Source organism: Streptosporangium minutum, from assembly GCF_002149035.1.
GTDB lineage: Bacteria > Actinomycetota > Actinomycetes > Streptosporangiales > Streptosporangiaceae > Streptosporangium > Streptosporangium minutum.
In genome coordinates, this window is sequence record NZ_NGFP01000266.1 from 1 (window position 1) to 12,530 (window position 12,530).

Annotated in this window: 12 protein-coding genes; 4 read left to right on the plus strand and 8 right to left on the minus strand. The window is 73.0% G+C overall.

All coding sequences use genetic code 11. The features are described from left to right. The first annotated feature begins 243 nt into the window (after positions 1–243). Positions 244–1,029, plus strand: a complete 786-nt coding sequence (locus CA984_RS36925) for an SGNH/GDSL hydrolase family protein (protein WP_242676384.1) — start codon at positions 244–246, stop codon at positions 1,027–1,029. A gap of 7 nt (positions 1,030–1,036) precedes the next feature. On the opposite strand, the gene CA984_RS36930 is transcribed toward CA984_RS36925, so the two are convergent. After that, entirely contained in the window at positions 1,037–1,888 is an 852-nt protein-coding gene (locus CA984_RS36930) for a GDSL-type esterase/lipase family protein (RefSeq protein WP_242676385.1), read from the minus strand. Between the two features lie 180 nt (positions 1,889–2,068). Here CA984_RS36930 and CA984_RS36935 point away from each other — a divergent pair, with 180 nt between their 5' ends. Beyond that, positions 2,069–3,298 carry an isochorismate synthase gene (locus tag CA984_RS36935; protein WP_423229352.1) on the plus strand — a complete coding sequence of 410 codons (1,230 nt, stop codon included), beginning with the start codon at positions 2,069–2,071 and terminating at the stop codon, positions 3,296–3,298. A 203-nt stretch (positions 3,299–3,501) separates the two neighbouring features. Here CA984_RS36935 and CA984_RS36940 read toward each other — a convergent pair whose 3' ends face one another. The 4 genes from CA984_RS36940 to CA984_RS36955 form a co-directional block, all read right to left on the minus strand. Further along, positions 3,502–4,146 (minus strand): response regulator, encoded by a 645-nt coding sequence (locus tag CA984_RS36940; RefSeq protein ID WP_086578039.1) that lies wholly within the window; start codon positions 4,144–4,146, stop codon positions 3,502–3,504. Further along, positions 4,137–5,261 (minus strand): sensor histidine kinase, encoded by a 1,125-nt coding sequence (locus tag CA984_RS36945; protein WP_086578040.1) that lies wholly within the window; start codon positions 5,259–5,261, stop codon positions 4,137–4,139. Before CA984_RS36945 ends, CA984_RS36940 begins: the two co-directional genes overlap by 10 nt. Before the next feature lie 2 nt (positions 5,262–5,263). Continuing rightward, positions 5,264–5,899, minus strand: a complete 636-nt coding sequence (locus CA984_RS36950; protein ID WP_086578041.1) for a DedA family protein — start codon at positions 5,897–5,899, stop codon at positions 5,264–5,266. Between the two features lie 338 nt (positions 5,900–6,237). Next, a complete protein-coding gene (locus tag CA984_RS36955) occupies positions 6,238–6,867 on the minus strand; it encodes a YigZ family protein (RefSeq protein ID WP_086578042.1) in 630 nt (209 codons plus the stop codon). A 98-nt stretch (positions 6,868–6,965) separates the two neighbouring features. Here CA984_RS36955 and CA984_RS36960 point away from each other — a divergent pair, with 98 nt between their 5' ends. Both CA984_RS36960 and CA984_RS36965 read left to right on the plus strand, forming a co-directional pair. After that, complete coding sequence (locus CA984_RS36960; RefSeq protein ID WP_086578043.1) at positions 6,966–8,996, plus strand: hydantoinase/oxoprolinase family protein; 2,031 nt, start codon at positions 6,966–6,968, stop codon at positions 8,994–8,996. Next, complete coding sequence (locus CA984_RS36965) at positions 8,993–10,672, plus strand: hydantoinase B/oxoprolinase family protein (RefSeq protein WP_086578044.1); 1,680 nt, start codon at positions 8,993–8,995, stop codon at positions 10,670–10,672. Before CA984_RS36960 ends, CA984_RS36965 begins: the two co-directional genes overlap by 4 nt. 169 nt (positions 10,673–10,841) lie before the next feature. On the opposite strand, the gene CA984_RS36970 is transcribed toward CA984_RS36965, so the two are convergent. The 3 genes from CA984_RS36970 to CA984_RS36980 all read right to left on the minus strand — a co-directional run. After that, entirely contained in the window at positions 10,842–11,588 is a 747-nt protein-coding gene (locus tag CA984_RS36970; RefSeq protein WP_086578045.1) for an SRPBCC family protein, read from the minus strand. 64 nt (positions 11,589–11,652) lie between these two features. Next, complete coding sequence (locus tag CA984_RS36975) at positions 11,653–11,868, minus strand: hypothetical protein (RefSeq protein WP_086578046.1); 216 nt, start codon at positions 11,866–11,868, stop codon at positions 11,653–11,655. A 114-nt stretch (positions 11,869–11,982) separates the two neighbouring features. After that, positions 11,983–12,530: PucR family transcriptional regulator (locus CA984_RS36980; RefSeq protein WP_133061886.1), on the minus strand; the 548-nt coding region annotated here is incomplete at its 5' end.

A 12,530-nucleotide genomic window follows, 5' to 3' on the forward strand; every position in this document is an offset into this window, starting at 1 on the left:
ACGTTGTCCCGGCGGGAGGGAAACGGCGTGAGGGGCCGTCCGCCACGCTCACCCGGCCCGCCCCCGCCGCACCGCCGAGGGCGGCCGGTCGACGGCGGCGACCACGCGAAGGCGCCTCGCCCGGCTCACGGGAAATCCTGGGACTCCGAGCGGGCGGGGCCGGGCGCCGGAGGATCTCCGGCGGTACGGTGGGGCCGCGGGCGCCCCGGGCGGCTCTCCCCTCCCCCATCCACGTCGGAGCCCATGATGATCGCTTGGTTCAGGCGGCCGGCGGCCGCGCTGCTCGCGGTGGCACTCGGCGCCGCCACCGTCCTCCCCTGGCCCGTCACGACCTCCGCGGAGTCCAACGGCGGCACACGGATCATGCCGCTGGGCGATTCCATCACCGACGGCTTCGCCCTCCCCGGCGGGTACCGCGTCGCCCTGTGGAGGTCGCTGGCCGACGCCGGCCACCTCGTCGACTTCGTGGGCTCGGGCTACAACGGGCCCGCCGAGCTGGTCGACCACGACCACGAGGGCCACCCGGGGCGGCGGATCGACGAGATCGACGCGGGCGTCGCCGGGTGGATCGGATCGGCGTCCCCGCGCACGGTGCTGCTGCACATAGGGACCAACGACATGGTCCAGAACCGCGACCCGGCCAACGCGCCCGCCAGGCTCTCCGCTCTCATCGACCGCATCACCGCGGCCGCCCCGGAGGCCGAGCTGTTCGTCGCCACGATCATCCCGCTGGCCGACCCCGTGCTGGAGGCCCGGGCCGCCGCCTACAACGCCGCGATCCCCGGCGTCGTCCGGAGCAGGGCCGCCGCGGGCCGGCGCGTGCACCTGGTCGACATGCACGCCGCCGTCACCGTCGCCGACCTGGCCGACGGTGTCCATCCCGGCCGTGCCGGCTACGACCGGATGGCCGCTGCCTGGCATGCCGCCCTGTCGTCCGTACCCGGCAGCGCCGGCGGACCGGCCGCGCTCCGGCCCGCCCGAGCAGGCGGCGCCGTGCGCCGGCTCTGCCCGCCGCCGGTGCCGGCATGACGGGCGGTCAGGACTGGGTCGCCAGCTCCCAGACGGGCTCGTCGGCCCAGTCGCGGATCGCCTGGAAGGTCTTCTGGGCGATCAGTTGCTGGCCCGCGGCGTTGGGGTGGAAGAAGTCCCATTTGCTGACATGGTTCAGCGTGAAGGGGGTGTTGAACAGGACGTTGCCGTCGAACCTGCAGGCCGGACCGTACGCGGCGCAGACCCTGGCCAGGACGGCGTTGTAGGCGATGACCCTGCCGCGCACCCGGTCGCGGCGGGCCCGGTCGGCCGCGGCGGTCGAGGTGGGTCTGGCCAGCATGGTCGGGCAGATCCGGCCGATCGCCCAGAACCCGCGCGCCACCACGTTGTCCTTGCCGACCCGCCACAGCCGCTTGAGGTCGGGGATGCTCGCCACGAACACCTTGGCTCCGGGACGCCCGGCCCGCAACAGCCTCAACGCCTCGGTCACCCGGCTCTGGTAGAGCGCCACCGGGGTCATCCGCCGCTCCTCGGACATGCAGGCGTCCTGGGCGCCGACCAGGACCGTCACGTAGTCGGCGCGCCGGGCGACGGCCCCGGCCATCTGCCCGGCGAGGTCGGCGCTGGTCGCGCCGGGGACGGCGAGGGTGACGTTGTGCCCGGCGATGCCGTCGTCCAGGTCGCGCAACCTCATGTAGTGGCTCTGGACGGTCCGACTGTCACCCGAGGACCAGGAGCGCGAGGCGCAGGGGACGTACCAGCCGCAGGCGTTGAACCCGGCACTGATCGAGTCTCCGACCGCGGCCATCACTGTCGGGCGCCACGGCTCGGCGGCCGACGCCGCCGCGGGGGCCGCCCAGGTGGCCGCGAGCGCCACGATCCCTGTGAATGCGGTCACAGTCTTGCAGGCCATGGCACCTCCGGCTGAGAGATCACGTCTGCTTCGGATGTATCACCGCAGGACAGCGTGGCGCTCTCCGTTGACCGAGTGCCTTGGTTTTCTTGACAGACCGTGGCGGCTGTGCAGACTGGGGGATGCCCGCCGAACACGTTCAGTTTCCCGCATAGAGTGTTCCGGGTGAGTGTCGCGCTCGGATTGAACCGTCCCCTCGTGGTGAGAACCACGCTCGTCGGCGACCCCGGCGACCTGCTCGCGCGACTTCCCGAGGCCGCCCCCTATGCCTGGATCAGGCACGGTGAGGGTCTGGTGGCCTGGGGAGAGGCCGCACGTGTGGCTGTGCCACCCGGCCCCAGGCGTTTCGAGTGGGCTCGTGACTGGCTGTCGGACACCTTCGGCGAGGCCCACGTCGACGACGACGTGGGCGCCCCCGGCTCGGGCCCGGTCGCCTTCGGTTCCTTCACCTTCGACCCTGACGCCCAGGGCTCGGTCCTCGTCGTCCCACGGGTCGTCCTGGCCCGCCGCGACGGCCGCGCCTGGCTGACCACCCTCGGCGAGGAGCGGCTGGACCTGGTCACCCCGCTCCGCGACCCCGGCAGGATCCGGTACGGCGACGGCAGCCTGACCGCCCCCGAATGGGAGCACGCCGTGGCGCGGGCCGTCCGGCAGATCAGGTCGGGGCGCCTGGAGAAGGCCGTGCTCGCCCGTGACCTGACCGCCACGGCGGAGCGGGAGATCGACGTCCGCCTGCTGCTGTCGCGTCTGGCCAGCCGCTACCCCGGGTGTTACACCTTCTCCTGCGACGGCCTGGTCGGCGCCACCCCGGAGCTGCTGGTCCGGCACACCGGCGAGACGATCGAGTCCCTGGTCCTGGCCGGCACGGCCTCCAGGGGCACGGACGAGGCCGACGACATGGCGCGCGGCGCCGCCCTGTTCGCCTCGGAGAAGGACCGCTACGAGCACACCTGCGCGGTGGAGTCGGTCCGGGAGGCGCTGGCCCCGCTCTGCTCGGAGCTGAAGGTGCCCGAGGAGCCCGAGCTCCTGGTCCTGTCCAACGTCCAGCACCTGGCCAGCCCGGTGACCGGGCGGCTGTCCGCCGGGGCCTCGGTCCTGGACGTGGTGGCCGCCATGCATCCGACGGCCGCTGTCGGCGGGACGCCCACCGAGACCGCGCTCGGCGTCATCCGCGAGCTGGAGGGCATGGACCGCGCCGGTTACGCCGGGCCGGTCGGCTGGATCGACGCCCGGGGCGACGGCGAGTGGGGCATCGCGCTGCGCTGCGCCCAGATCGAGGGCCGCGGTGCCCGTCTGTTCGCCGGCTGCGGCATCATGGGCGACTCCGCGCCGGCCGCCGAGCTCGCCGAGGCCCAGGCCAAGCTCCGCGTGATGCAGTACGCCCTGGAGGGCTGAGGCCGGTGCGGGCGGCGAGGAAGCCGATGGGCTCTGCCGGCCGGAGCCGCCCGGACGACAGGTTCCGGAGGTATCCGCCCCACTCCACCTCCACGTGCGTGACGAGGGGCGGATCAGGGCGGATGCGCGTTCCTCGGGGATGACGGGGGGCCTGCCTCCGGGCGCCGGCGAGCGCGGGGAGCGGCCGCGGGTGGGGATCGGCCCTACGACCCCAGATAGCGCAGTACGGCCAGCACCCGGCGGCTGTAGCCGGTGACGTGCAGGAGCCCGAGCTTGTCGAAGATGGCGTTGACGTGCTTTTCCACCGCGCTCTGGGAGACGGCGAGCCGCTCGGCGACGGAGGCGTTGGTGCAGCCCTGCGCCATGTGGTCCAGCACGTCGCGTTCGCGGGGCGTCAGCCGGCTCAGCGGGTCGACGTGGGTGGTGCGGGCGAGGAGCTGCCGCACCACCTCGGGGTCGAAGGCGGCTCCCCCGGCGCCGACCCGGTCGAGCGCGTCGAGGAAGTCGCCGATCTGGGCGACCCGGTCCTTGAGCAGGTAGCCCACCCCGTCCACGTCACCGCTCATCAGCTCGGTGGCGTAGCGCTTCTCGACATACTGCGACAGGACCAGCACGCGCGTGCCGGGCCTGCGGCGACGGATCTCCAGCACCGCCCGCAGTCCCTCGTCGGTGTGGGTCGGCGGCATCCGCACGTCGGCCACCACGATGTCGGGCCCGTGCTCGTCCACCGCCTCGATGAGCGCCGTACCGTCGCCGACCGCGGCCAGGACCTCGTGCCCCTCCTCCACCAGCAGCCGGACCAGCCCTTCGCGCAGCAGCGTGGAGTCCTCGGCCAGGATCACCCGCATGGGAGCTCCGCGGTGATCGTGGTGGGCCCGCCGTACGGGCTGTCGACGTGGAAGCGCCCGTCCAGGGCGGCCACCCGACGGGCGAGGCCGGAGAGCCCTCCACCGGAGGGGTCGGCGCCGCCGTGCCCGTCGTCCTGTGCCCGCACGACGAACACCGTGCCTTCCTTGAAGATCTCGACGGTGACCGCACTGGCCGCCGCGTGCTTGGCCGCGTTGGTGACGGCCTCGCAGACCACGAAGTACGCCGCCGTCTCCACCTGCCCGACGGGACGCTCGTCAAGAGCGTAGTGGACCTTGACCGGCACCCCGGCCCGCTCGGCGACGGTGGCGAGGGCGTCTCTGAGGCCGAGGGAGTCCAGGCCGGTCGGGTAGACCCGCCAGGCCACCTCCCTCAGGTCGCCCAGCGCCCCCCGGGCCTCCTCGTGGGCCTGGCGGAGCAGCTCGTCGAGCAGTTCCGGCGCGCGACCCCGGCGGGCCCGGCCGATCAGCATCGCCAGCGCGACCAGGCGCTGCTGCACGCCGTCGTGGAGGTCGCGCTCGATGCGCCTGCGTTCCTGGTCGACGGCCGCCACGATGCCCGAGCGGGTCTCGGCCAGCTCGGTGATGCGGCGTTCGAGCAGCTCGGTGGGGCTCGGCCCGAGCGCCCACCGGGCCACCTGCCGCTCAAGGGCGACCAGCCCGACGAGCCCCATGATCTCCAGGAAGAGCAGGACCAGCCCGAGGACCAGCATGTAGAGCACGAGCGGCGTGGTCGGCTCCATGCCGTCGAACCGCTCGCCCCGTCCCCATTGCCAGACGAGCCATCCCCCGGCACCGACTCCGACGACCAGCAGCGCGAGCACCAGGCCGCCCAGCACCCCCACCGGCCAGCGCCATGCCACGTAGCGCAGCGCCCGCCGCCCGTCGTAGCCGGAGACCTCGGCCCCGCTGAACAGGCCCAGCCGCCGGACCTCGACGTCGGCCAGCAGCGTGGCCGCGGCGAGCACGTGCCGCCGCGCCCGGGGGAAGGCCAGGATCGGGGCCGTGACCAGGAGGAAGACCAGCTCGGCGAGGGCCGTGGGGATTCCCAGCGCGAGTCCGGCCAGCGACCGCAGGACCCTTGTCGGCATGTTCATCGCTACGCGTGGTGCTTGCCCTTGCGCCTGTCCATCAGCCGGACCACGATGAAGATCACCACGGCGAGCACCACGATGCCCAGCACGGCCTTGGACAGGATTCCGGCATAGTCCTCGACAAGCGACCAGTTCTCGCCGAGCAGGTATCCGGCCATCACGAAGGCCGTGTTCCAGATGAGGCTGCCCAGCGTGGTGAGGAGGGTGAAGATCGAGATCGGCATGCGCTCGACCCCGGCCGGGATCGAGATGAGGCTGCGGAAAATGGGGATCATCCGGCCGAAGAAGACCGTCTTCTTACCGTGCCTGGCGAACCAGGCCTCGGTCTTCTCGATGTCGGACACGCTGATCAGCGGCAGCTTCGCCGCGATGGCGACCACCCGCTCACGGCCCAGCAGGGCCCCGATCCCGTAGAGTGCCAGCGCGCCGATCACGGAGCCGAGGGTGGTCCAGAGGATGGCGTCGAACAGGGTCATGTTCCCCTTGCTCGCGGTGAACCCGGCCAGCGGCAGGATCACCTCGCTCGGCAGCGGCGGGAACAGATTCTCGAGCGCGATCGCCACCCCGGCCCCGGGTGCGCCCAGGGTCTCCATAAGATCGATCGCCCACCCGGCGATTCCGTCAACGTTGGTTGCACTCATGACAATAAGGCTAGAGAAATTTGAATATGCCAAGAATGAGGGCGACCATCAAGCTTGCCTCGCGCGCACCCCAGCGCGCGGGGTGGGGAAAACCCCAGGCCCCCGCCGCGCGCCCGCGACGGCCGGGCCGTCCGCGTAGGTGATCGGCGAATTCCGGGGTTTCCGCACGTCAGGCCCCCTATCGGCCGCCGGGACGAGGGCGGCGGGGCGGAGGTGCGGATCGGGCCCCGGCGCGGGGCGGACGGGGCCCGGCCGCTGGTCAGCGGCGAAGTTCCGCAATCACCTGTGATCCATCCCACAGTTTTCGCCACCGGGCGCGAAGCTCCGGCGCACACCGGTCAGGCGCTCCTGAGGTAGACCGTCTCCCCGGCCCCGACCTCCGCCCGGCCGGCCGTCAGCGTGGCGACCCAGCCGGGGAAGGCTGCCAGGTCGGCCTCCCGCACCGCGATCCGGAAGCCGACCTCGGCGCCGTAGACGACCTCCCTGACCTCGTACGGCGAGATGCGCAGGTCGTTCTCCAGCCGCCCGGCCAGGACGTGGTCCACGGTCACCGACATGACCCTGGCGGGCACCATCCCGATCGGGGAGGCGAGGTCCAGCGTCTTGCCGACCGATGAGCCGTAGGCCCGGACGAGACCGCCCGCGCCCAGCTTCACCCCGCCGAAGTAGCGCGTGACCACCGCCACCACGTCGCCGAGCCCGCGGCGCAGCAGCGTCTCCAGCATCGGGGTACCGGCGGTGCCGCCGGGCTCCCCGTCGTCGTCGGCCTTCTGGACCAGCCGGTCACCGCCGATCACGTAGGCGGAGCAGTTGTGCGTGGCGTCGCCGTAGAGCCGCCTGCGCTCGGCCACGAACCGCCTGGCCTCCTCCTCCGAGGCCGCCGGGGCGATCGCGCAGACGAACCGTGACCGCTTGATCTCGATCTCGTGCTCGATGACATCTTCCAGCGTGAGGTACGGCGCAGCCATCCGGACAGGCTACCGGCGAGTGCGGATCGCCCGGCCGGACGGTCCGGGCTGTGCGGAGCGCCCAGGAACGGGAGATCGCCCCCGCATACCTTCGGCACATGAGCTTCCGAACCGCCATGGACATCGGCGGTACCTTCACCGACGTCGTCCGCTATGACGAACGGACCGGCCGCGTGGTGGCCTCGAAGGCGCCGACCACACCGGGAAACCTCGCCGACGGCGTGTTCTCCGCGCTCGGCCGGGTCGTGGACGACCCCTCCGAGATCTCCTTCTTCGTGCACGGCACCACCCAGGGGCTCAACGCGCTGCTGGAGCGCAAGGGGGCGCGGGTGCTGCTGGTCACCGGAGAGGGGGCCCGGGACGTCTACCGGATCGCCCGGGGCAACCGGGACCGGATGTTCGACCTGCGCTACCGCAAGCCCGAGCCGCTGGTGCCCAGGTCGGCCGTGACGGAGGTCGCCGGACGGCTGGACTGGCGCGGCGAGGAGCTCGTCCCCCTGGACGAGGACGCGGTCAGGGCCGCGGCCCGGCGGGCCCGCGGTGAGGGCTTCGACGCGGTCGCGGTCTGCCTGCTGTTCAGCTACGTCAACCCCGCCCACGAGATCCGCGCGGGCGAGATCCTGGCCGAGGAACTGGGCGAGGACACCCTCGTCGTCCTCTCCCACGAGGTGGCCCGCGAATGGCGCGAGTACGAGCGGACGTCCTCCGCCGTGCTGGAGGCCTACACCGGGCCGGTAGTCCGCCGTTACCTGGCCGGGATCGAGGAGCGGTTCGCCGAGCGGGGCCTGACCGTCCCGGTGCACGTCATGCAGTCCTCCGGAGGCCTGGTCAACGCCTCCTACGCGATGCGGCGCCCGCTGCAGACCCTGCTGTCCGGCCCGGTCGGCGGCACCATGGGCGGCGTCGCGGCGGCCCGGCTCCTGGGCCGGCCCAACGCCATCTGCGTGGACATGGGAGGCACTTCCTTCGACGTGTCCCTGGTGGTCGACGGCAGGCCCGACATCAGCGCCGAGGCGCGCGTCGAGGGCTTCCCCGTGCTGATGCCGATCGTGAACCTCCACACGATCGGCGCCGGCGGCGGCTCGATCGCCTACGCCGAGGCCGGTGCGCTGCGGGTCGGCCCCGAGTCGGCCGGCGCCGTGCCCGGACCGGCCTGCTACGGCCGGGGCGGCGTCCGGCCGACCGTCACCGACGCCAACGTGGTGCTCGGCAGGGTGGACCCGTCCTGGTTCGCCGGCGGGCTGATGTCCCTGGACGTCCAGGCCGCCCACACGGCCGTGGCCGACCTGGCGCGCGAGCTCCGCCTGGAGACGCTCCAGATCGCCGAGGGCATCTGCAGCGTGGCCAACGCCAAGATGGCCCAGGCCATCCGGACCCTCACCGTGGAGCACGGCGTCGAGCCGCGCGAGTTCGCCCTGGTCGCCTTCGGCGGCGCGGGCGCCATGCACGCGGTCTTCATCGCCCGCGAGCTCGGCATCTCCGAGGTGGTCGTCCCCCGCTTCCCCGGCGCGTTCTCGGCCTGGGGCATGCTGGAGGCCGACGTCCGCCGCGACCTGAGCCATCCGTACTTCCGCTCGGGCGGGGAGCTGGACGGCGCCGACATGGCGTCCCGGCTGAAGGACTTGCAGGACCAGGCGCTGGAGGAGCTGGCCGGGCAGGGCGTGGCCGACAGCCGGATGCGGATCGAGCACGCGGTGGACATGCGCTACGAGGGCCAGGACTACACCCTGACCGTTCCTCTGCGGGACGCCGCGGAGCCGGGCACGCCCGGCTTCCCGGAGCGGATCGCGGCTCGCTACGCCGACGCGCACACCAAGCGGTACGGCCACGCCACCCCCGAGGCGCCGGTGGAGTTCGTGGCGCTCCGCAGCACCGGTTTCGGCGTCTTCCCCCGGACCGCCGCCACCCACGCCGCCCAGCCGGACGAGGGGACGCGGACCGTACGAGAAGTGATCTTCGACGGCGAGGCGCACCCCACCCCCGTGCTGCGCCGCGGCGCGCTGGAGGGCGAGCTCACCGGTCCGGCGATCGTCGTCGAGGAGACGGCGACCACGGTGATCCCGCCCGGCTGCGTGGCCTCGGTGGACGGCAACGGCTTTCTGATCATCAAGGTGGGAGGAGTCAAGTGATCGACCCGGTGACCACGGAGATCATCCGATGCGCGCTGCTGCAGGCGGCCGAGGACATGAACACCACGCTGATCAGGTCCTCCTACACTCCGGTGATCTACGAGGCGAAGGACTGCGCGGTCGCTCTGCTCGACCGCGACCACAACGTGCTCGGCCAGTCCTCCGGCCTGCCGATCTTCCTGGGCAACCTGGAGGTCTGCACCCGCGAGACCGAGCGCCTGCACGGCCGCCAGGTGTGGCGTGAGGGCGACGTGTGGGTGCTCAACGACTCCTACATCGGCGGCACCCACCTCAACGACGTCACCGTCTACGGGCCGATCTTCGTCGGCGGCGAGCTGGCCGGCTTCGCCGCGTCCCGCGCGCACTGGCTGGACATGGGGTCCAAGGACCCGGGCGGGTCGATGGACTCCACCTCGATCTTCCAGGAGGGGCTGCGCCTGGGCCCGGTCAGGATCTACGAGGGCGGCGAGCCCCGCGCGGACCTGCACGAGGTGATCGCCCGCAACGTGCGGTTCCCCCACGCCACCCTCGGCGACATGCGGGCCCAGGTGGCCTGCGTGACGACCGGGCGGCGCCGCCTGGCCGAGATCGTCTCCCGCTGGGGCCTCGACACGGTGACCGCCGCCAGGGACGAGATCTTCGCGCAGACCGAGCAGCTGGAGCGGGCCGCGATCGCCGCCGTCCCCGACGGGGTCTACAGGGCCGGGGGGTTCCTGGACAACGACGGCATCGACCTGGCCACTCCGCTGCCGGTGAACGTGACCGTGACCGTGGCCGGCGAGAGTGTCACGGTGGACCTCACCGACTGCGCCGACCAGGCCACCGGGCCGGTCAACTGCGGCGCCGCCCAGGCCGTGGCCGCCGTCCGGGTCGCCTACAAGCTCCTGGTCAGCGGTGAGGTGCCGCTCAACGGAGGCTCCTTCCGGCCGCTCTCGGTGGCGACCCGGCCCGGTTCGATGCTCGCCGCCGAGGCGCCCGCCGCATGCCAGTACTACTACTCCCACCTGGGGCTGGTCATCGACCTGGTGGTCAGGGCCCTCGCCCCGGCGCTGCCCGGCAAGGTCGCGGCGGCCAGCTACGGCGACTCCCTCATCGTCCAGATGTCCGGGGTGGACCCGCGCACCGGCAAGTTGTACGTCTCCCAGGAGGCGACCGTCGGCGGGTGGGGGGCCTGGGACGGCGGCGACGGCGAGACCTGTCTGATCAACAGTGTCAACGGCTCCCTGCGCGACATGCCGATCGAGGTGCTGGAGACCCTCTTCCCGGTCCGCGTGACCCGCTACGAGATCCGGCCCGGCACCGGCGGCGCCGGGCGGTGGCGCGGCGGCAACGGCGTCGTGCGGGAGTACGAGTTCAGCGGGGACACCTCGCTGTCGCTGTGGTTCGAGCGCTCGGTCACGCCCGCCTGGGGCCTGGCCGGGGGCGGCGCCGGAGCCCCGCCCCGGGTGACCCTCAACCCGGGCAGGCCGGGCGAGCGCGAGATGCTCAAGGTCAACGCCCTCGCGGTCCGCAAGGGGGACGTGCTGCGCTGCGAGTCCGGCGGCGGCGGCGGGTACGGCCCCGCGGAGCTCCGGGACGGCGCGGCCCTCGCCCACGACCTCGCCGAGGGCATGGTCACGCCGCCGGGCCGTGCTCAGGCCGGCCCGGCCGGCTCGCCCGTCCCGTCGGTGAAGTAGTTGAGTCGAAGCGGGGAGGCAGGGGAGGCGCCGCGCTCACGGCGCCTCCCCGACGTCGTCCGGCGGCCTGAGAAGACCCGCGACGACCTCCCGCACGGCGGCTCCCTGGAGTCCGGGTGACGGATCCGCGCGCTGTCCGTGAGTCGGGCGGCCGGTGACGGATGCGCTGTCAGACGGGCAGCCGGGTGAGCCAGGCCCGCCAGGCCCGCTCGGTCTCCTCGATGCCCGTCCCGTCGGAGAAGATGTGGTGGCCGATCATCAGCCCGCCCCGGAAGGCGCGCAGGAACCGGTACATCGCATCGCCCGTGCGCACGCCCAGGGTGTCGGGGTTGACGGCGTACACGACGCCCTCGACCGGTGCGAGCCCGTCCGGGGTGAAGCGGACCCGGTCGCCTTCGGTGACCGGGTCGCTCAGCCCGAGCGCGCCGACGAGCGCCGCCCGCGTCCGCTCCCAGCCGGCCACCGGCGGCCCGAACACGGTGAAGGACGAGGCGGCCCGGCCGGGGAAGTGCGTGAGGCGCTCGACCAGCGTGCGGAAGTACATCTCTCCGCCCTTGGTCATGGCGTCGTACTCCGCCTCCCAGTCGTCGCCGGGCAGGAAACCGCTGGCCACGGTCCGCAGCACGGTGCTGCCCCTGCCGCGTCCCTCGATGAGGTATTCGAACGCGACGAATCTCCCGTTCTCGCCGTCGCCGCGGTAGGCGAACTGTTTCAGCGGGTTCCACGCGGTCACGACGGACTCCTGGACATGGCCGCTCCCCATGTCCGTGCGGACCGCGCCGCCCTCGGCGGGCTCGACATGGCTGTGCCCCACGAACCAGGAGTCGATCCCCGGGCCGGTGGCGATCGCCTCCCACACCTGCTCCGGGGTCGTGCCGAGCTCGGCCTCCCGGTGTATCTCGAATTCGCGCGGCACCTTCGGAACTCCTTCGCCGTACTCGTGTCCGTCTCGATCGTGGCGGCGGGATGGACCGCGACGGTCACGCGGTGATCGCGCCCGCCTCCGGCCGCTCGGTCATGTCGCCCTCGCGCCGCTCCTCGCCCGGCTCCACCAGCCCGTGCCGCTCCAGCGGCTTCAGGCGGTGGTCCGCCTTCTGCCGCGGCGGGCCGGTCCGGGCCACCGGCAGGCGGGCCCGGACAGGCTCCGGGAAGACCCCGGCCGCCGCCGGGTCCTCGACCACCGCCACGTCCAGCATGCCCCAACGATGTCAATGGAGAGTTTTCCTGTCAAGACAGATAAAGTTTTCGGCACTGCCGGCGCGGCGGGGACCGGCTGGTCCCGTCCCACCCTCACGGCCGCTCCGGGGAGGTCAGCGCAGCACGTGGCAGGCCAGATGCAGGGCGAGCCGGGTCGCCGGGTCGTCGACGTCGAAGCCGGCCGCGCGGATCCGGTCGAGACGGGTGGTGACGGTGTTGCGGTGGACGCCGAGGCGATCGGCCGCCCGAGAGGCCCCTCCCTCGTCCAGGACGGCGGCCAGGGTCTCCAGCAGCGTCCCCTCCCGGTCCACCGCCAGCAGCGGCCCGAGGATCACCCGCGCCTGGGCGCGGAGGACGCCGGCGGGCAGCGCGGCCAGCAGCCTGGCCGGCCCCAGCCGGTCGGCGCGGGCGACCACGCCCGCCGGGGAGACGAGGGCGGCGGCCTCCGCCCCGAGCAGCGACTCCTCCATACCGCTCAGATCGGCCGCCTGGGCGCCGACGCCCGCCGAGCAGGGCGCGGGCAGGGCCCGCAGGCACTCGGTCAGGCGTCCGGCGAGCCGGTCCGGCGGCAGCCCCGACCAGCCCGCCCAGTTCCCGCCGCGGCGCAGCACGGGACCGGGACCGAGGGAGGCGGCGATGACCGGCCCGATCACCCCCGCCC